The following is a 20,842-nucleotide window of genomic DNA, read 5'->3' on the forward strand; positions in this document are numbered from 1 at the left end:
AGAAACATACCTGCTTGATGTCCGATAGCCTAGAAAACTTGGCAGTTGACGGTTAAGGCCAATCGTTTTAACACCAGGAAAGGGAAGCAATAGGCGAATTGGTTAAATTGATGGACGATGCCGGAAGTGGCGGCCAGGCCGCCTTGGTTCAGCTTCAGGCCTATCTGGCCCAGATGGACCATTCCGGTGAAACCCGGCTGCCCGCGGAGCGGGAACTGTGCGAGAGCCTTGGCGTGTCGCGCGGCGACCTGCGCAAGGCGCTGGCGGTGCTCGAGAAAGACGGCCGCATCTGGCGGCACGTCGGCAGGGGCACCTTCGTCGGCAGGGGGCCGGTCGAGGAGACGATCGGAATTTCCGAAATCGCCGGCCGCACAAATCCGGCGGATGTGATGCGCGCGCGCCTGATCATCGAACCGGAGATCGCGCGCGAAGCGGCACTGCACGCCACGCTGTCCGACATCGCGGCGATGCGGCAATCGCTGGCGCAGACGCGGGAGGCGGTTACTTGGCGGCAATATGAAAACATCGACAATCTGCTGCACCGGCAGATCGCGCAGGCAAGCCGCAACAATGTGCTGCTCGGCCTGTTCGATGTGCTGAACGCCGTGCGCCGCACCGTGGTCTGGGGACGCCTTCGTGCAGAGGGCGCCCGTCCGCCGGCGGACCATCACAGCTTCGCCGACCATGAACGGATCGTCGAAGCGATCGCCGAGCGCGACCTCGGCGGCGCGGCGGCAGCCATGCGCCTGCATCTCCAGCAGGTCGAGCGGCGCCTGATACCTGTTCGCGAAGCCGCCGAATAGCTCAGCCACACCACGGCGCCGCACGTCCATTTGGACGCGCGATGGATGCTGTAGCGCTTACAGCCGATGATGCCCTTGATGAAACGAGATCAGTTTGAGAGCATAGGGCAGTTAGCGCCACGGCGCAGGCTGATATGCGCCACGTCGCCGACGCTGAATTGAAAACCCTCCGCGCGGCGTGGCGCGTCGATCACCACCGGTGCCCCCTGCTCCAGTTCGGCATGCAGGCGCAGGGTGCGGCCGTGGAAGACGATGCTGGTCACCCGTACCGGTGCGGTGCCGGCCGCGGCTTCGGTTGTCGCCAGTAAATCCTCCGGACGCACGCCAATGGTTCGCACCGCGCCTTCGCCAGGCAGCTCGCCAGTTTCCGAGACGGCTTCCAACGGCAAGGCGCCAGCAGCGAAACGCAAGCGATCGCCATCGCGACCGAGAAACCGCGACTGCAGAAGGTTCATCGTGCCGATGAAGCTGGCGACGAATTTGGTGGCGGGCCGGTCGTACAGCGTTGCCGGCGGCGCGATCTGCTCGATGCGGCCCTTGTTCATGACGACGATGCGGTCGGAGATCGACAGCGCCTCGGTCTGGTCGTGGGTGACCATGACGAAGGTGGTGCCGAGACGCGACTGCAGCCGCTTCAATTCGACCTGCATCTGCTCGCGCAGATGCGCGTCGAGCGCCGACAGCGGCTCGTCGAGCAACAGCACGCGCGGCTCGCAGACAATGGCGCGGGCGAGCGCGACGCGCTGGCGCTGGCCGCCTGAGAGTTCGGACACGCGGGCGCCAATCTTGTCGGCGAGGCCGACCATGTCGAGGGCTTCGCCTACGCGCTTTGCCTGTTCGGCGCGGGTGAGCCTGCGCAGCGACAGGCCGAAGCCGACATTTTCGGCAACGTTCATGTGCGGAAACAACGCATAGTCCTGGAAGACCGTGTTGACGGGCCGGTCGAAGGGCCTGAGTGCGGTGATGTCTCGGCCTTCGAGCAATACCTCGCCGCTCGACGGACTTTCGAAACCGGCGATCACCCGCAGGCTGGTGGTCTTGCCGCAGCCGGATGGACCGAGAAGGGTGAGGAACTCGCCGCGGGCAATGTCGAGATCGACGGCATCGAGGCCGACAATGCCGCCGGGAAAGATCTTCGAGACTGCCTGCAGCCGCACGAGTGGATCAGGCGCCATCGCGAACCTCGGATGGTTTTGTCGTGTTGACCCAGAGGATCTGACAAGGCTCGCTGCCGGGATTGCGGAAGGCATGCAAAAGCGTGCTCTTGAAGGCGAAGCTGTCGCCGGTCTTTAGCCCGTATGTGGTCGAATCGACCACGAGCTCGACCTCGCCCGTTATGACGAACCCGAATTCATGGCCGGCGTGCGCATAGGCCTCGGCGGTGCCGCCGCCTGCGTCCACCGTCACCAGCATGCCGGTGAGCGTGGCGGCGGGCGGCGACAGCAGCGCCTTGGCGATGCCTTCCGACTTGACCGGGATCTGCCGCCGGCTGTTGGCGCGCACGCAGTAGAGATCGTTGACGGCATCGTTGCCGTCCGCGATCAGCGCCGACGGCTCGATGTCGAGGGCAGCGGCGAGCGGCCAGATCACCCGTACCCGCAATGACGACATGCCGCGTTCGATCTGGCTGAGCGCACCGATAGAGACGCCTGCCTTGGCGGCCAGCTCGGCCAGTGAAAGATTGCGCTCGAGTCTCAGCGCCCGCACGCGCCGGCCAACCTTGACGTCGGCATCGTCCTTAAGCCTTTCGGCCGCCTCGTCCAGCATGTCCATCCATCGGTCCTCGTTTCGTAAGGTTTTCCCTTCTCCCCTTGTGGGAGAAGGTGGATCGGCGCGAAGCTCCGAGACGGTTGAGGGGTGCTGGCCTGAGCGCTGCCGGTGCCAAGCTGGAACACCCCTCATCCGTCGCCTTCGGCGACACCTTCTTCCACAAGAGGAGAAGGAAGAGCGAACTCAGCCGCCCGCCTTGACCTTCTCGAACATCTTGGCGAGCTCGTCATTCTGTTTCATCGGCCCGGTGAAGACGGTGGTCTTCAGCATTACTTCCGGATCGGATGGCAGTTGCAGCTTGTCGAGTTCTTCCTTCGGCACCGCGGCGAAAGCCGAGCTGGTCGAGCTGCCATAGCCATAGGCCTGGATCAGATATTTGCCTGAATCCGTCTCCAGCCGGCTGTTGATGAAGTCATAGGCGAGGTCGACGTTCTTGGCATCCTTGAGCATGACGAAGCCGCAGGCCCAGGTCAGCATGCCTTCCTTCGGCTTCATGAACTCGACCGGCACGCCCTGCTTCTTCAGCGAAGTGGCCGACGCGTTCCAGGTCATGGCGGCTACCAGCTGGCCGCTGGCCAGCGCCTGTTCGACCGAGGTCATGTCGGTGGTGTAGTTCGAAAGCAGCGGGCGCTGCTCGCGCAGCTTTTCCGCCACCTTGTCCATCTGCTTAGGCGTCATGTCGAACGGATTGACGCCGGCCAGAAGTGCCGCCACCACCGGCGTGTCGTGCACGGCGTCGATGGTTGCCATGCGACCGGCATATTGCTTGTCCCAGAGCAAGCTCCAGCTCGCTTCCGGGTTCTTCACCAGATCGGTGCGGTAGAGGATCGAGGTGTTGCCCCAGTCCCACGGCACCATCCAGACCTTGCCGTCGCCGGCTTGCAAATCGGGCAGGTTCTTGAAGACGGGGAAGATCGAATCCCAGTTCTTGATGCGCTTGGTGTCGATCGGCTGTAGCAGGCCTTCCTTGTTCCAGCGCGCCACCTTGTCGTAACAGGGATGAGCGACATCGGGGCGGAAGCCGGCCTTGACCTTGGTGAAGGCGTCGTCATCGTCGCCGAACATCGAGGCCTCGACGCCATCGGGGTGTGCTGCGAGGAAGCTCTCGTTGAAGTCGGGCAGTTCATAGCCCGACCAGGTGAAATATTGCAGCTTGTCGCCCGCGAACGCCACGGTCGACGAAAGCGCCAGCGCCAGCGCGGCCAATCCGGCGCGGGCTCTCTTTCCACTTATCGATTTCAGGTCGAATGCCATTGCAGTTCTCCTCTCTCGGTTTGTTGTGGTTTGGGCAGATCGGCGGGCGCCGTCCGCTGGGCGCCGAGCCCGCGATGGCGCAGGATTTCGGCGAATGCAGCAATGACGAAGGACACGGCCAGGATCGCCGTACCCAGCGCCATGACGGTCGGCAGCGACTTGGGGAAGCGCAACTGGCTCCAGATATAGAGCGGCAGCGTCGGCTCGGTGCCGGCGAGGAAGAAGGCGACGATGAATTCGTCGAAGGAAGTCAGGAAGGCCAGCATGAAGGCCGAACCTATCGCTGGCAGGCTGAGCGGCAGCATCACGCGGCGGAATGTCGTCCAGTCCGATGCACCGAGATCGAGCGCTGCCTCGCGGATGGTTTTGGGGATGGCGGCGAAACGGCTCCTCATGATCACCACCGTCGTCGGCAGCGCCACCAATATGTGCCCGAGCACGATGGCAATGCGCGACGGCCCGAAGCCGATGAGATTGACCAGGATCAGCAGCGAGATGCCGACGATGACGCCGGGAATCAGGATCGGCAGCCGGGCAATGGCGCTGATCGTGGCGGCAAGCGGCGAGCGGCCATAGAGGTCCATGTAGGACACGGTGATGCCGCAGAGCGTGGCACCGGTGGCGGCGATCACCCCGATCACCAAACTGTTGGCAAGCGCGCCCGATAGCGCCGAATTGCCGAAAAGCGTCCCGTACCATTGGAGCGTAAAACCTTGCAGCGGAAACGCCGCCTGGATCGAGTTGTTGAAGGAGAACAGCGGAATCAGCGCCACTGGCAGATAGAGGAAGACCAGATAGGCGAGCACGTAGACGCCGAGCCAACGGCCGCCTTCCCTCGCGTTGGTGCGCGCCGCGCTCATGTCCGGCTGCCAAATCTGCGGTCGGCGAAGCGCACGACCAGCACCACGCAGAGGATGACCAGCATGACGGCGACGGAGAGCGCGGCGCCGAACGGCCAGTCATTGGCCTTGCCGAACTCGGCCTGGATCAGCGTGCCGATCATGGTGCTGGCCGGGCCGCCGACCAGCGCTGGTGTCACATAGTCGCCGACCGTCGGCACGAAGACGACGAGGGCTGCCGCCAGCACGCCCGGCATCGAGTTCGGCAGGACGACACGGCGGAAGGACGTGAAGGGTCTCGCGCCAAGGTCGGAAGCGGCTTCGAGCAGTGACTTCGGGATGGTGTCCAGCGCCACGTAGATGGGCAGGATGGCGAATGGCGCATAGGCGTGCGCGAGCGTGACGATGACGGCTGCCGGCGTGTTGAGGAACGCTAAGGTCGGCTCCGACCAGATGCCGCTTTCGATCAGCGCCGAGTTCAGCACGCCATTGTAGGCAAGCACGATCTTCCAGGCGAAGACGCGCAAGAGATAGCTGGTCCAGAACGGCAGCGTCACCAGGAACAGCAGCAGGCCGCGCCGCCGCCCGGCGTGGAAGGCGAGATAGTAGGCGACGGGATAGGCGGTCACGACCGTTGCCAGCGTCACCAAACCGGCAATCGCCAGCGAGCGCAGCGTCACCGTCCAGTACAGGGGATCGGACGCCACCATGGCGAAATTCGCAAGCGTGAAACCGGCGCCCAACAGAGAACCGTCATTGCCGCGAAAGGCGAGGAAAAGCACGAGGCCGAGGGCAAACAAGATCAGGAAGAAGGTTACCAGCCCGCCCGGCAGCAGCATAGCCAACCGGAAACCCGGCGAGGTCCGCGGTGGCTCAGTTGCAACGAAGGTCGACATCGGGCGGCCAATCGGGTTTTGAAATCGACTAAGCCTTTTTCATATTCATGAAACTGTCAAGCCGATTCAGCAACAGCTTAACAAGTCCACATGGAGCGGACGGCGCGATGCGCTTGGCATGCAGCGCGCTGGCAGCCGCTGTGGCGAGCCTGTCGAACGCGTCCAGTCGACGAGGATAGCGATTTCATGCTTTTGAAATATGCGTTCCGGCTTGGTCATTGGCGCACGCCATAATCGATTGAGGTCCAGTCGCGCAAATAACAAAGCTTGCCTTGAGGACGGGATAGACCTTTGGCAGGAATTTGTTGAAAGTGCCGCTCCGCCGACAACGCCGGTGTCTTGATCGATCATCGGCAAGACGACTGTCGCCGCGGAAAGAGACAATGGAGGATTTCAAGGCATGACCAACCCGACGCACCTGCCCGCCGAGGGCATCTTCATCGGCCGCGCCAGGACGAGCGATGCGTCGCATCCGCTGGTGGTCACGGCTCGCGACGGCACGGTCTTCGACATCACGTCGAGCGCCGCGCCGACCGTACGCGACATCTGCGAGATGGCGGATCCCGCCGGACATGTGCGTTCGGCCAAGGGCAGAGCGGTCGGCTCGCTGGACGCGATCGCCGCCAACAGTTTCCAGGCCGCGCGCGATCCGGCACAGCCATACCTGCTCTCCCCCGTCGACCTGCAAGCGGTGAAGGCGTCGGGCGTCACCTTCGTCGTATCCCTGCTCGAACGCGTCATCGAGGAGCAGGCGCGCGGTTCGGCGGAGAAGGCCGACGCCATTCGCGCCGACATTGCCGGGCTGATCGGCCATGATCTGTCGAAGCTCAAGCCCGGCTCGCCGGAGGCGATGGAGATCAAGGCCAAGCTGATCGCGCGCGGCGCCTGGTCGCAATATCTGGAAGTGGGCATCGGCCCGGACGCCGAGATATTCACCAAGTGCCAGCCGATGGCGTCGGTAGGCTTCGGCGCCGATGTCGGCCTGCATCCGGTGTCGACATGGAACAATCCCGAACCCGAGATCGCGATGATCGCGGCCAGCAGCGGCAGGATCGTCGGCGCCACGATCGGCAATGACGTCAATCTGCGCGATGTCGAAGGGCGCTCGGCGCTGCTGCTCGGCAAGGCCAAGGACAACAACGCCTCGGCCTCGCTTGGACCATTCATCCGGCTGTTCGACGCAACATTTTCCATGGATGACGTGAAGCAGGCCATCGTGCGCCTGAAGGTCGAGGGCGAGGATGGGTTTTCGCTGGAGGGCGCCAGTTCGATGGCGGAGATCAGCCGCTCGCCCGAAGAGCTGGTCGCGGCCGCGATGGGGCCGCATCACCAATATCCCGATGGCCTGGCGCTCTATCTCGGCACCATGTTCGTGCCGTCGAAGGATCGCGGCGAAAAGGGCAAGGGTTTTACGCACAAGGTCGGCGACATCGTCACCATCTCGTCGGAGAAATTCGGCGCCCTGGTCAACCGCGTGCGGCTGTCGCCCGACTGCCCGCACTGGACCTACGGCGCCAGCCATTTGATGCGCGACCTTGCCAAAGCCGACCTCATCTAGTTCCGGCGCCAAGGCGGCAAACCTTGCGATGGGCGTGCGAGGCTGTTGATGCATCCACACTGCACCGCCCGCCCTGGAAAATATCAGCCGAACTGATGCAATCTGATGGGATTGCTGATGGCGCCACGCCTTGCGCCAACATCCTTTGGTGGATGGAGGCTTGCCATCGACCGGAAAAGGGAATGCTCTTGCGACGTCCGGATCGGCGATGACAGGAGGTACGGTCGGGGCTTTGCCCGGATCGGCCGATGTGGAGGTCACTTTCAATGGGAGGAAATCAAATGCTTTCAAGACTACGACTGCTTGTATTCGGCTTGATCATGGCGCTGGCCATTCCGGCGGCGGCGCAGGCCAAGACCTTCTACTGGGTCTCGCATGGCGGTCCTGCCGACCCGGTCTGGACCTATTTCCTCGCCGGCGCCAAGCAATGGGCGACGGATACCGGCAATACCGTCAACACCTCGTTCCACAATGGCGACGTGGCGTCCCAACAGGAGGCCGTCCGCGCGGCGATATCGGCCAAGGCCGACGGCATCGTCACCACCAGCCCCGATCCGGGCAGCCTTGTCGAGATCGTCAAGGAAGCCCGCGCGGCGAACATCCCGATCATCAACTTCAACACGCCCGACCCGAAGGCGGATTTCAACGCCTATGTCGGCGGCGACAACGTCACCTTCGGCAAGCATTGGGCGCAGTATCTGGTCGACAAGGGCCTGGTGAAGAAGGGCGATTTCGTCTGGATGCCGGTCGAGATTCCCGGCGCCACCTATGGCGTTCAGGAAGAAGAAGGCATCAAGAGCGTCTTCGAGCCGCTCGGCATCACCTATGAAATCACCGAAGCGACGCTCGACCAGGCCGAAGTGATCAACCGCATGGTCGATTACCTCACCGCCAACAAGGCGAAGGTCAAGGCGATCATCGGCCTCGGCGACCTCGTGACTGGCTCGATCAAGCGGGTGTTCGACCAGGTCGGCGTCAAGCCGGGCGAAATCCCGGTCGTCGGCTGGGGCAACTCGCTCGACACCACCCAGGAAGTGCTGAACGGCTATGTCAATGCCGGGCAGTGGCAGGATCCGCAAGCGACCAGCTATGTGGCGCTTTCACTGGCCAACATGGCCGCCAGCGGCATTCCGCCAGGCTTCAACGTGATCACCGGGGCGCTCTACGAGAAGGACACCGCCGAGGTTTACGACAAGATCCTGTCCGGCAAATAATCCGCAATCAGAACAGTCGCGATCGCATCCGCGGTCGCGACTATCCTTTCCTTTCGCCGAGGCCGCCGGTGCGGCGCAGGCCCTCAGCCAATTCCACTCATTTCGCGGGACCAAGGTGGAAAATCATTCCCTCATCCAACGACTGATCGCGCGGCCTGAGTTCGGTCCTCTGGTGCTGCTGGTCGTCGAGATCGCCGTCTTCTGGAGCATCAACCCGAGCTTCCTGTCGCCGCAGAACATCTCCAACACGCTGGCCTTCACGGTCGAGCTCGGCCTGATCGCACTGGCGATGACGCTGCTGATGACATCTGGCGAATTCGACCTCTCCGTCGGATCGGTATTCGGCTTCTCGCCGGTTTTGATGTGGACCCTGTTCAACAGCGGCGTCACCTCACTCGAAATGGGCTTCCTCATCGCGCTGGTGGTCGCCGCCTTCATCGGGCTGGTCAATGGCTGGTTCGTCACGCAGCTCAAGATCCCGTCCTTCCTGGTGACGCTGGGCATGCTGCTTGTCGTCCGCGGCACCGCCCTGTTCGTCACCGACGGCTTCCCGCAGCGGACCTGGAGCGCCGAAGGCAGCTGGCTCGCGGAAGCGCTGGTCGGCGATTTCTTCATCGGGCCGTTCCGCATCTACATGTCGCTGTTCTGGTTCATCGCCGCGGCAATCGCGCTCGGCTATGTGCTGACGCAGAGCCGGACCGGCAACTGGATCCAGGCGGCGGGCGGCAACCCCAACGCGGCAAGGGCGCGCGGCGTCAATGTCAGCGGCGTCAAGATCGGCCTGTTCATCCTGTCGGCGATCATGGCCTCGCTCGCCGGCGTCATCTCCTCGCTGCGCACCTCGGCGGCCAATCCCAACAGCGGCACCGGCTACGAGCTCGAAGTCATCGCCATGGTGGTGATCGGCGGCACCGCGCTGACCGGCGGGCGCGGCACCATCATCGGAACCGTGCTCGGCATCCTGATCCTGCGCGTCATGCGCAACGGCATCGTGCTGATCGGCGTGCCCGGCCTTGCCTACAACATCTTCATCGGCGCCATCATCCTCGGCATGATGGCGCTCCACTCATGGCTGGAACGCCGGCATCAGGCAGGGACGTGAACCATGGCCGAACCGCTTGTCCGCATGGAAAACATCCGCAAGTCCTACGGGCGCGTGCGAGCGCTGGTGGACGCCAATTTCCACGTCAATGAAAGGGAGATCGTCGGGCTGCTCGGCGACAATGGCGCCGGCAAGTCGACGCTGATCAAGGTGCTGTCGGGTGCGGTGCCGCTGACCAGCGGCGACATCTTCATCCGCGGCAAGAAGGTCAATTTCCGCAGCACCAGCGACGCCATCGCCCATGGCATCGAGACGATCTACCAGGACTCGGCGCTGGTCACGCAATTGTCGATCGCCCGCAACCTGTTTCTCGGGCGCGAGCCGATCAAGCCGCCGCGCTTCCTCAACCGGATGGACCAGGAGGCGATGAACGTGGTCGCCCGCGACCTCTTGAAACAGGTCGGCATCTCCAAGAACATCCCGCCGACGACACCGATCGGCTCGCTCTCCGGCGGCGAACGGCAGGCGGTGGCGATCGCGCGGGCCATGCATTTCGACAGCGACCTCATCATCCTCGACGAGCCGACCAACAATCTCGGCGTCGCCGAGACGCAAGGCGTGCTGAGTTTCGTGCGCAGCGCCCGCGATTCGGGCCATTCCTGCATCTTCATCGCCCACAACATCCACCACGTCTTCCAGGTGGTCGACCGCATCGTCGTCATGCGCCGGGGCAAGGTGGTTGCCGATGACATTGACCCGAAGAAGACCAACGTCGCCGAAGTCGAGCGGGTCATCACCGGCATGTCCGATAAGGAGATCCGCGACGCCGTCGTCGAGGGCAAGCATTCGGGAGCCTGAGCGCCAGCCTGACTAGCCGCATGTCTGGCACGGGATCGCATCCGCTCCTATGACTGGGACCATGAAAGCCACCGTTTCGGATATCGCCAGAAGCTGCGGGCTGTCGACCGCGACGGTCGACCGGGTACTGAACAACCGGCCGGGCGCAAGTGCGGCCAACCGGCAGCGCGTGATGGAAGCGGCCAAGCAGCTCGGCTACCTGCCGGTCGTCGACCAGGTGGCGCTGCCGTCGCGGCCGGCGCATCTCGAATTCTTCCTGCCGATCGGCTCCAACGCCTTCATGATGGATCTGGCAAGGCACATCGAAGACTACGCTGCGCGCCTGCCGCTGGTCGCCTCATGCCGGATCCACAACCTCGCCGGCATCTCGCCCGGAGCATTGCAGGCGGCGATCGAAAACCTCTCGCTCAGGGCGAACGGCGTCGGCGTCATCGCCATCGACCACCCGCGAACGCGCAACATCCTGCGCGAGATCGTCGAGGCCGGCATCCGCCTCGTCACGCTGGTGTCCGACGTGCCGGGCGCGCCCCGATCGGCCTATGTCGGCATCGACAACCGCGTTGCGGGCCGCACTGCTGCCTTGTTGATGGGACGCTTCCTCGCTGAACGCCCGGGTCATCTGGCAATAGTCGTCGGCTCACGCTCCTATCGCGGGCACGAGGAGCGCGAAATGGGCTTTCGCTCGGTGCTGAGCGAGGAGTTCCCCAACCTGACCGTGACCAGCGCGGTCGAGATCAATGACGAGCCCGATATCAGCTACACCGCGACGATGCAGGCGCTGCACAACGAGCCGGAGCTGCTCGGCATCTATTGCGTCGGCGCCGGCCGCTCGGGCGTGGCGAAGGCATTGCTGGAAGCCAGGCCGCAGAAGAAGCCGGTCTTCATCTGCCATGATTTGACGCGGGCAACGCGCGGCTATCTCGTCGACGATTTGCTCGATGTCGTCATCGACCAGAATGCGCGGCTGATCGCCGAGCAGTCGGTCATTCGCCTACTCGGCTCAATTGCGTCCTCGGCGCCCTATCTGACCCGAAAATTCATCGAGCCGCGCCTGATCTTTAGGGAAAACGTCCCGGTGCAATAATGCCGCTTTCCGGCTTCAGATCACAGGCGCCACCGCAAATATGCACATCTGCTATGCATCTTTCGCAGTTGCCGAATCGTTAGGCAGTCCGTAAGTTCACAGTTGTCGGCCATCTACTCCTCCCAGATGCGATGCCGGCCTAGAATTCGGTGCACCTCCTCCCGCACCGCGTTCGAAATCAAGCCCGCTGCCACCTCCTCCCGGCAGCGGGCTTTTTTCTTTCCATTCATGGAGATGTCGTCCGCGTCCAAAACGCGGACTCGTATGGCCGGATCCTATCGCGCCTTGAACGATGCGATCAGGCCTTCAGCCATGCGCACGAACTGCGCGCTGGGGCCCTCGGCGCCGACACTTTGCAGACTGACGCGCGCGCCCTCGAGCAATAGCGACAACGTGTCGGCGAGAAGTTCGGCCTGGCCGACGCCAGCCTCCCGGCACAAATTCACCAGGCGTTCGCGCTGGGCTTCCTTGAGTTCCTTGATCACACGCCTTGCCGGATGATTGGTCTCACTCAACTCGACAGCGGCATTGGCCATGTCGCAGCCGCGGCTGTCGTTCGCCAGCATCTCGGAGGCCTTGCGAACCCAGGCATGCAGTTGCGCAAGCTTGTCGCCAGGATATTCGGCCTCGAATGCATCCCATATTGCGGCGGCCTTGCATGCGGTGGCGCGCAGGCACTCGATGATCAGATCGTCCTTGGATTCGAAGTGACGATACAGCGTCATCTTGTTGGTGCCGGCGGCTTCGGTGATGGCGTCGACGCCGACGCCCTTGATGCCATGCTTGTGGAACATGTCCTGAGCCGTCTCCAGGATTCGATCCCGGGGCCGAACGCGTTCCGAAATGCCGTCTGCCATCTCAGTCTCCTTGGCTCCCTAAGAGTGGGGGCTCCCTAAAAATTCAGCACACCTCTTGACTAGGGTGTTACCGGTCTGTAACGTCACGAATGTTACTTACTGGTAACACCTATCTTGCACCCCGTCAACAATTGGCATCGCCGTTGGGCACAGCCGGGACGGAACCAGGGCAAGGAAACTGCCTGTCATGCGGCTTCGGCCGGTGAGAACGACAAAACGATTCGCGATCATTCGATGCGAATCGCCAGCAAGGAGCCGCTTCGATGTCGCAGCGCAAGGATTTGACCATCGATGAAGCCATCCGGGATCCGATGATCCGGCTGGTGATGAAAGCGGACCGCGTCGACCCGCATGCATTCGAGAGGATGCTGCGGTCGCTGGCGGATGAACAGTATCCGGGCCGCAAGGCGCCGCCGTCCCGTTTTCCGGAAGATGCGGGATCCGGGCATGGCCGGCAGTTGTCCAGGATCGCCAAGGCATTTGGTGAAGCAAAAGCATTTAACGAGGCGTGCGTTTCATGGTGAACTATTTTATCCACCGTCCGATCTTTGCATCGGCGATCGCCATCATCATGGTGCTCGCCGGGACGATCTGTTATTTCCTGCTGCCGGTCTCGCAGTTTCCCGACATCACCCCGCCTCAGGTCGTGGTCAGCGCCCAATATCCTGGCGCCAGCGCGCAAGTCGTCGCCGACACCGTGACGACGCCGCTCGAACAGCAGATCAACGGCGTCCAGGGCATGACCTACATGTCGTCGTCGAGCTCCAATGACGGCTCCTCGACGATCACCATCACCTTCGAGGTCGGCTATTCGCTCAGCACCGCCGCCGTCGATGTCCAGAACCGGGTGTCGCAGGCGGCGTCCTCGCTGCCGGCGATCGTCAACCAGGGTGGCGTGACGATCAAGAAGCAGAACCCGAATTTCGTGCTGATCGTCAACCTCACCTCGCCCGACAGCTCCGTCGATCCGGTGGCGCTCAGTAACCTCGCCTACCTGCAGGTGGTCGACCCGTTGAAGCGGCTGCCCGGCGTCGGCGACGTGCAGATCTTCGGCGAGCGGCGCTATTCGATGCGTGTATGGCTCGACCCCGACAAGCTCGCCAATCTCGGCATCACCGCCGTCGATGTGCAGAACGCCATTGCCGAACAGAACGTCCAGGTGGCGGCCGGCAAGATCGGACAGTCGCCGGCTCCAGCCGGCACGGCCTTCGAGATGCAGGTCAACGCGGTCGGCCGATTGAGCGATCCCAAGGAATTCGGCGACATCGTCGTGCGCGCCGACGCCGCAAGCGGCTCGCTCGTGCGGCTGCGCGACGTCGCCCGCATCGAACTCGGCGCCCTGCAATATTCGTCGTCGGCCTTTTTTGGCAAGGATCCGACCGTGGTGCTCGCAGTCTACCAGATGCCGGGTTCGAACGCGCTCGATCTGCAGCAGCGCGTCAAGGACAAGATGCAGGAACTGTCGGGCCGTTTCCCGAAGGGCGTCAGCTACGCCATGCACTACGATACGACCCGTTTCGTCTCGGCCTCGATGCATGACGTGCTGGTCACGCTCGGCGAGGCGCTGGTGCTGGTTGTCGCAGTGGTATTCATCTTCCTGCAAAGCTGGCGCACCACGATCATCCCGACGATCGCCATTCCAGTGTCGCTGGTGGCGACGCTAGTCGTCATGTACATGTTCGGCTTCTCGCTCAACATGCTCAGCCTGCTCGGCATGGTGCTGGCGATCGGCCTCGTCGTGGACGATGCCATCGTCGTGGTCGAGAATGTCGAACGACAGCTCGAGGCGGGCCTCAAACCGCTGGCCGCCACGCGCGCGGCGATGGCCGAGGTCACAGGCCCGATCATCGCCACGACCGCCGTGCTGATGGCCGTGTTCGTGCCGGTCGCCTTCATCCCCGGCGTCTCCGGCCGACTCTACAACCAGTTTGCCCTGACGGTGGCGATCTCCTTCGGCATCTCCGCCTTCGTCTCGCTGACGCTCACCCCGGCGCTCAGCGCCGCCTTCCTGCGTCACCGCGGGGAAACGCAATTCGCGCCGTTCCGCTGGTTCAATGCGGGGTTCGAATGGCTGTCGCACGCCTATGCCCATGGCGTGGGCATCCTCATCCGCCTGCGCTGGATCATGCTCGGGGTGTTCGCGGCCGGACTTGTCGCGACCTATTTCGTCTGGCAGAAGCTGCCCTCGACCTTCCTTCCGGTCGAGGATCAGGGCTATTTCTTCGTCGTCATCCAATTGCCCGACGGAGCGTCGCTGGAACGCACTGACGCTGTAGCCCGCAAGGCACGCGACATCCTGCAGAGCACGCCCGGCGTCGATATCGTCGGCTCGATCAGCGGCTTGAACTTCCTGACCAGTGCCGCCCAATCGAACTCGGCGGTGGAATTCGCCATCCTGAAGCCGTGGGAAGAACGCGGCCCTGACCAGAGCGCTTCGAAGCTCGTCGCCGACGTGCGCGGCAAGCTGATGCAGATTCCGGAAGCCTTCGCGCTGAGCTTCGATCCGCCTTCGATCCCGGGCATCGGCACGACCGGCGGTTTCGAATTCCAGGTCGAGGATCTGACCGGCCGCGGCAGCGCCGCCCTCAACGACGCGACGCAAGCCGTGCTCGCCGAGGCGCGCAAGCAGCCCGAGCTCAACCCGCAGCAATTGTTCTCGTCGTTCTCGACCTCGACGCCGCAGTTCAACTACGACCTCGACCGCAACAAGGCGAAGCTGCTGGGCTTGAGCCTGCCTGACGTCTTCAACACGCTGCAGATCTATCTCGGCTCGCTCTATGTTAACGATTTCAACCTGTTCGGCCGCACGTTTCGTGTGACGATTCAGGCTGACAAGGATGCGCGCGCCGGTGCCGCCGATATTTCACGGCTCTATGTGCGCAACGCCGCCGGCGGCATGGTGCCGTTGAGCACGCTTGGCAAGCTGGTGCCCATCGTCGGCCCGGAAACCGTGCCGCACTACAACAACAATGCGTCGGCCCTGATCAATGGCGGCGCCGCGCCCGGCTTCTCGTCCGGCCAGGCGGTGGCAGCCATGGAGCGCGCCGCCGCCACGGCACTGCCGAGGGATTTCGGCTACGAATGGACTGGCATCACCTATCAGGAGCTCAAGGCCGGCTCGATCGCCTCGATTGTCTTCGGTCTAGCCATGATCTTCGTCTTCCTGATCCTCGCTGCCCAGTATGAGAGCTGGGCCATGCCCTTCATGGTCCTGCTCGCGGTGCCGCTTGCCCTGTTCGGTGCCTTTGTCGCCTTGTTGGTGCGTGGCATGCAGATCGACGTCTATTCGCAGATCGGCTTCGTCATGCTGATCGGCCTGGCGGCGAAGAACGCCATTCTGATCGTCGAATTCGCCCGGCGCCGGCGTGAGGAAGGCCTGAGCATCGCCGACGCCGCAATGGAAGCGGCGCGGCTCAGGCTGCGGCCGATCCTGATGACCGCCTTTGCGTTCATCCTCGGCGTGTTGCCGCTGATGTTCTCCACAGGTGCTGGAGCAGCGAGCCGCCAGTCGATCGGCACCACCGTCTTTGGCGGTATGGTCGCGGCGACGATCCTGTCGCTGGTGTTCGTGCCGGTCTTCTATGCGGTGATCGAGCAACTGCGCGAGCGCCGCGGACAGAGCGGACCCGCCGCCGAACATGAACAAGACAATATTGAACCGACTGCCGAACCAAAGCCCGTGCGCTTGGCGGAAGCGGCCGAATAGGATTGGAGATATCAATCATGCGTAAATGGAAAATCGCGTTGGGCGCGGCTGTCGCGCTGGGGGCAATCTCTATGGCGAGCGTTCACCTGCTCGACATGGGCAATCTCAGCCTCAATGCCGGCACAGCGTCCGCGACACCTGCTCCGGCGGCGTTCGTCATGCCGGTGCCGGTGGTGAACGTCGTCAAGAAGACGATCCCGATCTATCTCGACTATGCGGCCCGGGTGGAGTCCGTCCGCAGCATCACGCTGCAAGCGCGTGTGCCGGGTTATCTCGAGGAGCAGAGCGCCGATGACGGCAGCGATGTCAGCAAAGGCGATCTTCTCTACAAGATCGCTCCGCAAGACTTCCAGGCCGCTCTCGACCAGGCAAAGGCGCAGGTGCAGCGCGATACGGCGACGGTCGACTATGCGCGCTCCAATCTCGGCCGCGGCACCGAGCTTGCCAAGAGCGGCTATCTCGCCAAGGACAGCTTCGACCAGCGCACCAGCACATTGCGCGAGGCCGAGGCGTCGCTGGCGGTCAACCAGGCCGCTATGCGGACGGCGGAGCTCAATCTGAGCTATGCCGAAATCAAGGCGCCGTTCGCCGGGCGCATCGGCCGCAACCAGGCCTCGGTCGGCACGCTGGTCAGCGTCGCCGGCACCGTGCTCAACACACTGGTGCAGCTCGATCCGATCTACGTCACCTTCAATCCGAGCGAGACCGACCTGGCACAGCTCGAGGAAGCCCGTGCAGCAGGGCCTGTCGACGTCGATGTCCTGCTTCCCGGCGACGCGGAGCCGCGCCAGAAGGGCCAACTCACCTTCATCGACAATACGATCGATCATTCGACCGGCACCATCACGGCGCGGGCAACGATCGGCAATGCGAAGTTCACGCTGCTGCCGGGCCAATATGTGCGTGTGAGGCTGCATATCAAGGAGCAGCCCAATGCGCTGATGGTGCCGCAGGTCGCACTGGGCTCGAGCCAGCTCGGCAAATACCTCTACGTGCTCGGCAAGGGCAATACGGTCGACCAGCGCATCGTCTCGCTCGGACCGACCAATGGTGATCTCATCGCCATATCGAGCGGCATTGCCGAAGGCGATCAGGTGATCACCGGCAATCTGCAGAAGATCGGACCGGGAATGCCGGTTTCGCCACTGCCACAACAGAAACCGGCCACCTGATAACCCCCATCAGACCCGGTTCTGTGGCGCCCTCGACCCCCACGTCGAGGGCGCCATTTTGCTGAGCAAGTCCACCAGACCGGCGACGTCGGCGCGCTCGGCCTTGGCGGGAACCATGAAGGCGCAATAGGGCTGGCCGAGGCGGACCGAAACGGACGAAAGTGCGATCAGGCGGCCGGCTTCCAGATCGGCACGGGCCATGACCCGCTGGCCAAGCGCAATGCCGAGACCCAGCCTCGCTGAGGCGATCGCCAGGCTTGACAGGCCGACGCGCCGCCCGAGCGAGGGATCGGGCGCACGGCTTCCTCCTGACGCTGCGAACCAGTCCGCCCAGCTTGGGTGCGAGGCATAGTTCGGCCCCCAATTGGTGTGGATGAAAAGACTTTCATGCAGCTCAGCCAGGCTTGAAGCGCCGCTGTTGTGACGCTGCCAGAAATCAGGCGCGGCGACCGGCAGCACATCGTCATGGACGAGGCGGACCATCCTGAGCGCCGGATAGTGATAGTCGCCATAACTGACGCGCAGGTCGATGTTCTGGCGCACGACATCGACAGGGTCATCCTCGACGCGGACGTCGATCGCCATTTGCGGAAAGGCATCGAGCAGCAAGGCCAGCCGTGGCGCCAGCCAGAGTTCGGCCAGCGAAAACGGCACGCTGACGACAAGACGCGTCCTCAAGCCTCCTTCCAGCATGCGCCGGCCAATGGCTGCGATGTCACCCAAAGCGCGCGCGGTCTGCGGGTAGATCGCATGGCCGGCATCGGTCAACGCGATGCGATTGCCGGTGCGCACGAACAGCTGTTTGCCGAACCAGTTTTCCAGATTGCGGATCTGCTGGCTGACCGCTGCCGACGAGACGCCGAGCTCCGTGGCGGCCAAAGTGAAGCTGCCGGCGCGCGCCGCGACCTCGAAGGCCCGCACCGCATTCAGCGGCGGGAGTTTTTCCAAGCTCGCCCCTCTCCATAAGTTTTCCTTCTGCAAGCCTAACAATTTTCCGCGTTGAGAGAAAGATTTTCTTGCTGTCTAGTCCATACAGGATTTCATGAGGACGCGACGATGAAAGACATTCTCGACCTGGACCGCTATCCGCTCGACCGCGAGGGCAGCCCCGAATGGCAGCGGCTGGTGGAGGCCTCCGCCGCCGCGCTGGCAACCGACGGCATGTTCAACCTCGAGGGCTTCCTGCGCCCGGGCATAGCCGAGCGGGCGGCCTCTGAAATCCGGCCGGTGATGGACACGCGCTCGCATGTGCACAAGCGCATGCACAACATCTACTTCAAGCCTGAGATTCCGGAGCTGGCGCCTGACCATCCGGCGCTGCGCAAGGTCGAGACGATCAGCCACACGGTCTGCGCCGACCAGATCCCGGACAGCAGCGTGCTTGCCATTTACGAGTACGAGCCGCTGCTGCGCTTCCTGGCGGCGGCAATGGGCAAGCCGCGTCTGCACGTCATGCAGGATCCCCTCGCCCGCACCAATGTCATGGCCTATCGCGCCGGCGAAGCGCTGAACTGGCACTTCGACCGCTCGGAGTTCACCACGACACTTCTGCTGCAGGCCGCCGAGCGCGGCGGCGACCTCGAATACCGCACCGATCTGCGCTCCGACGACAATCCGAATTACGACGGTGTGGCCAAGCTGCTCGAAGGACGCGATCCTGAGGCGAAGATCCTGCGCATGAAGGCCGGCACGCTGAACGTCTTCCGCGGCAAAAACACCGCGCATCGCGTCACCACCGTCGAAGGTGAGCGCGAACGCATGATCGCGGTGTTTTCCTACTACGAGAAGCCGGGCGTGATGTTCAGCGACGAAGAGCGCGTCGGCTTCTATGGTCGGGCAGCCTGAGGCGCGCCTGACTGTCAAACGCCTGAATGAGTGTGCAATCCAGAAAACAACCTCTTGTTAGATTGTCGACAATCTGCTTGTCTGGCTGTCGGTTCCTCTGGAGTGGCCGAATGGGCAAGCTGGATTTCAGTCCGATCGCGGATACGACACGCAGAGCCGAGATCGTGGCGCTGCTGCGGCGCGCGATCCTGACCGGCCAGCTCGAACCGGGGCAGAAGCTCAACGAACTCAGGATTGCCGAACAGATGCGGGTGAGCCGCGCGCCGCTGCGCGAGGCGATGCGCGAGCTGGTGCAGGAAGGGATACTGACCAGCATTCCCTATGCGGGAACCTTCGTCATCGACGTCACCGCCAAGGATATCGACGATGCCTATTCGCTCAACAAGGTGCTCGACGAATTCGCCATCGAACTGACCTGGAAGCTGCGCGACCAGCGCTTCTTTGACGATCTCGACCGGCGCCACGAGGCGGTGAAACAGGCGACGCGCGACCTCGACACCACCCGCCAGATTGAAACGGCATTGCAATTGCACGGCCTCATCTACGAATGGGCCGACAATTCGGTGCTGCTGGAGACCTGGCAGCGGCTGACCAGCCGGCTGCAGATGTATTTTGCCCTGCATCAGCGGGCGCGCAACGAACCGGTGCCATCAGAGGACGTGCACGAGACCTATGTGCGGCTGCTCAAGGGCAACGACATGCGCGCCGCCCAGCGCCATGCGCGCGAACACATCGACCTCGATTTCGAAGAGCTTCTCGCCTACGCGCGCAGCCTCGAAAAGCGTTCGTCGAAAGGCGCTTGACCTTTTCTCACCTTGCTGAAAACGGACCCTACCGTGCAGATCAAAACCATCAAGGCCTACCATGTCGTGCAGCCCTTCGTGGACGGGCCCTACCGCATGTCCAAGGGGCGCGTCGCCGACGCTTTCGACGCGGTGATCGTCGCCATCACTTCCGACAGCGGCCTTACCGGCTGGGGCGAGATGGCGCCGCTCGGCAATTTCTACTCGCCTGCGTTCGCGGCGGGGGTTCGCGCGGGCGTCGTCGAAATCGCGCCGCACCTGCTGGGTCAAGAGCCGCGCGGCTTGGCCAGTATCGGCCGGCTGATGGACACGGTGTTCAAGGGCCATCCCTACATCAAGTCGGCGCTGGACATGGCCTGCTGGGATCTGGCGGCGCGTGCCGCCGATGTGCCGCTGGTCACGCTGCTTGGGGGCCAAGAGAGCGAGACGGCCGAACTCTACAAGGTGGTCACCCATGGCACGGTCGATGAGATGGCGGCACTCGCCAAGCGCATCGTCAAGGACGGGTTCCACCGGCTGCAGGTCAAGGTCGGTGGCAATGTCCATGAGGATATCGAGCGCGTCAGCGCCGTCGCCGCTTCGGTGCCGAAGGGTACCGTCATCTTCTGCGACGCCAATGCCGGCTGGACGCCCTATCAGGCGCGGCAGTTTGTCGACGCGACGCGCGCCATCGACTATACATTCGAGCAGCCTTGCACGACGATCGACGAAAACATGTCGGTGCGGCGCTCGCTGGACAAGCCGATGGTGCTCGATGAATCCGTCGCCTCGCTGGACGACATGCTCGAGATCCACCGCAAGGGCGCGGCCGACGGCCTGACGCTGAAGATCTCGCGGCTGGGCGGCGTGACGAAGACACGCCAGATCCGCGACCTCGCCGTCGACCTCGGCTTCATGATCACCGTCGAGGACACCGGCGGCGCCGAGATCGACACAGCAGCCATGGCGCATCTGTCGCTGTCGACACCGCAGGAGCGCCGGCTGCATGCCATTGCCTTCCATGAATGGGTGACGGTGCGCACCGCATCGAACATGCCGCCAGTCACGGGCAGCCGCATGGGTATCCCCGATGGACCCGGCCTCGGCATCGATGTCCTTCCCGACCTGCTTGGCAGACCCTTCTTCGCGGTCGGCAGTTGAG

General features: G+C 63.2%; 19 protein-coding genes. 12 read left to right on the top strand and 7 right to left on the bottom strand.

Annotated features, from left to right (window positions below):
• The first annotated feature begins 110 nt into the window (after positions 1-110).
• Positions 111-803 (top strand): FadR/GntR family transcriptional regulator, encoded by a 693-nt coding sequence (locus tag C9427_RS16125; RefSeq protein ID WP_107650101.1) that lies wholly within the window; start codon positions 111-113, stop codon positions 801-803.
• Between the two features lie 89 nt (positions 804-892).
• Here the strand turns inward: C9427_RS16125 and C9427_RS16130 are convergent, their stop codons facing one another.
• The 5 genes from C9427_RS16130 to C9427_RS16150 all read right to left on the bottom strand — a co-directional run bounded on the left by C9427_RS16130 (position 893) and on the right by C9427_RS16150 (position 5,562).
• Positions 893-1,978 carry an ABC transporter ATP-binding protein gene (locus tag C9427_RS16130; RefSeq protein ID WP_107650102.1) on the bottom strand — a complete coding sequence of 362 codons (1,086 nt, stop codon included), beginning with the start codon at positions 1,976-1,978 and terminating at the stop codon, positions 893-895.
• Positions 1,968-2,576 carry a cupin domain-containing protein gene (locus C9427_RS16135; RefSeq protein ID WP_107650191.1) on the bottom strand — a complete coding sequence of 203 codons (609 nt, stop codon included), beginning with the start codon at positions 2,574-2,576 and terminating at the stop codon, positions 1,968-1,970. Before C9427_RS16135 ends, C9427_RS16130 begins: the two co-directional genes overlap by 11 nt.
• A gap of 180 nt (positions 2,577-2,756) precedes the next feature.
• Positions 2,757-3,827: an ABC transporter substrate-binding protein gene (locus C9427_RS16140; protein WP_107650103.1), complete on the bottom strand. Its 1,071-nt coding sequence runs from the start codon at positions 3,825-3,827 to the stop codon at positions 2,757-2,759.
• Positions 3,812-4,687 (bottom strand): ABC transporter permease, encoded by an 876-nt coding sequence (locus C9427_RS16145; protein ID WP_107650104.1) that lies wholly within the window; start codon positions 4,685-4,687, stop codon positions 3,812-3,814. The genes C9427_RS16140 and C9427_RS16145 overlap by 16 nt, the downstream gene beginning before the upstream one ends.
• Complete coding sequence (locus tag C9427_RS16150) at positions 4,684-5,562, bottom strand: ABC transporter permease (protein ID WP_107650105.1); 879 nt, start codon at positions 5,560-5,562, stop codon at positions 4,684-4,686. Before C9427_RS16150 ends, C9427_RS16145 begins: the two co-directional genes overlap by 4 nt.
• A gap of 400 nt (positions 5,563-5,962) precedes the next feature.
• On the opposite strand from C9427_RS16150, the gene C9427_RS16155 reads away from it, so the two are divergent.
• From C9427_RS16155 to C9427_RS16175, 5 genes are all read left to right on the top strand, one after another.
• Positions 5,963-7,120 carry a fumarylacetoacetate hydrolase family protein gene (locus C9427_RS16155; protein WP_107650106.1) on the top strand — a complete coding sequence of 386 codons (1,158 nt, stop codon included), beginning with the start codon at positions 5,963-5,965 and terminating at the stop codon, positions 7,118-7,120.
• Positions 7,121-7,401: 281 nt separating this feature from the next.
• Positions 7,402-8,334, top strand: coding sequence for a sugar ABC transporter substrate-binding protein (locus C9427_RS16160; RefSeq protein WP_107650107.1), 933 nt, complete (start codon positions 7,402-7,404; stop codon positions 8,332-8,334).
• A 115-nt stretch (positions 8,335-8,449) separates the two neighbouring features.
• Positions 8,450-9,436 (top strand): ABC transporter permease, encoded by a 987-nt coding sequence (locus C9427_RS16165; protein WP_107650108.1) that lies wholly within the window; start codon positions 8,450-8,452, stop codon positions 9,434-9,436.
• A gap of 3 nt (positions 9,437-9,439) precedes the next feature.
• On the top strand, positions 9,440-10,234 hold the full coding sequence (locus C9427_RS16170) for an ATP-binding cassette domain-containing protein (RefSeq protein ID WP_107650109.1): 795 nt from the start codon (positions 9,440-9,442) through the stop codon (positions 10,232-10,234).
• A gap of 61 nt (positions 10,235-10,295) precedes the next feature.
• Complete coding sequence (locus tag C9427_RS16175) at positions 10,296-11,318, top strand: LacI family DNA-binding transcriptional regulator (protein ID WP_107650110.1); 1,023 nt, start codon at positions 10,296-10,298, stop codon at positions 11,316-11,318.
• 275 nt (positions 11,319-11,593) lie between these two features.
• Here the strand turns inward: C9427_RS16175 and C9427_RS16180 are convergent, their stop codons facing one another.
• Positions 11,594-12,175 carry a TetR/AcrR family transcriptional regulator gene (locus C9427_RS16180; RefSeq protein WP_097571595.1) on the bottom strand — a complete coding sequence of 194 codons (582 nt, stop codon included), beginning with the start codon at positions 12,173-12,175 and terminating at the stop codon, positions 11,594-11,596.
• Positions 12,176-12,438: 263 nt separating this feature from the next.
• Here C9427_RS16180 and C9427_RS16185 point away from each other — a divergent pair, with 263 nt between their 5' ends.
• From C9427_RS16185 to C9427_RS16195, 3 genes are read left to right on the top strand one after another with little or no spacing between them, the layout of a single operon-like run.
• Positions 12,439-12,699 (top strand): hypothetical protein, encoded by a 261-nt coding sequence (locus tag C9427_RS16185; RefSeq protein ID WP_107650111.1) that lies wholly within the window; start codon positions 12,439-12,441, stop codon positions 12,697-12,699.
• Positions 12,693-15,881 carry an efflux RND transporter permease subunit gene (locus C9427_RS16190; RefSeq protein WP_107650112.1) on the top strand — a complete coding sequence of 1,063 codons (3,189 nt, stop codon included), beginning with the start codon at positions 12,693-12,695 and terminating at the stop codon, positions 15,879-15,881. Before C9427_RS16185 ends, C9427_RS16190 begins: the two co-directional genes overlap by 7 nt.
• Before the next feature lie 17 nt (positions 15,882-15,898).
• Positions 15,899-17,053: an efflux RND transporter periplasmic adaptor subunit gene (locus C9427_RS16195; RefSeq protein ID WP_107650113.1), complete on the top strand. Its 1,155-nt coding sequence runs from the start codon at positions 15,899-15,901 to the stop codon at positions 17,051-17,053.
• A 9-nt stretch (positions 17,054-17,062) separates the two neighbouring features.
• On the opposite strand, the gene C9427_RS16200 is transcribed toward C9427_RS16195, so the two are convergent.
• Positions 17,063-18,001, bottom strand: a complete 939-nt coding sequence (locus C9427_RS16200) for a LysR substrate-binding domain-containing protein (RefSeq protein ID WP_107650114.1) — start codon at positions 17,999-18,001, stop codon at positions 17,063-17,065.
• A 108-nt stretch (positions 18,002-18,109) separates the two neighbouring features.
• Between C9427_RS16200 and C9427_RS16205 the strand changes: the two genes are divergently transcribed.
• The 3 genes from C9427_RS16205 (at position 18,110) to C9427_RS16215 (ending at position 20,841) form a co-directional block, all read left to right on the top strand.
• Positions 18,110-18,898: a HalD/BesD family halogenase gene (locus tag C9427_RS16205; RefSeq protein WP_107650115.1), complete on the top strand. Its 789-nt coding sequence runs from the start codon at positions 18,110-18,112 to the stop codon at positions 18,896-18,898.
• 110 nt (positions 18,899-19,008) lie between these two features.
• Positions 19,009-19,701, top strand: a complete 693-nt coding sequence (locus C9427_RS16210; RefSeq protein ID WP_107650116.1) for a GntR family transcriptional regulator — start codon at positions 19,009-19,011, stop codon at positions 19,699-19,701.
• A 33-nt stretch (positions 19,702-19,734) separates the two neighbouring features.
• Positions 19,735-20,841 (top strand): mandelate racemase/muconate lactonizing enzyme family protein, encoded by a 1,107-nt coding sequence (locus C9427_RS16215; protein WP_107650117.1) that lies wholly within the window; start codon positions 19,735-19,737, stop codon positions 20,839-20,841.
• Position 20,842 lies beyond the last annotated feature (1 nt).

This window comes from Mesorhizobium helmanticense, from assembly GCF_003034915.1.
Taxonomy (GTDB): Bacteria; Pseudomonadota; Alphaproteobacteria; order Rhizobiales; family Rhizobiaceae; genus Mesorhizobium; species Mesorhizobium helmanticense.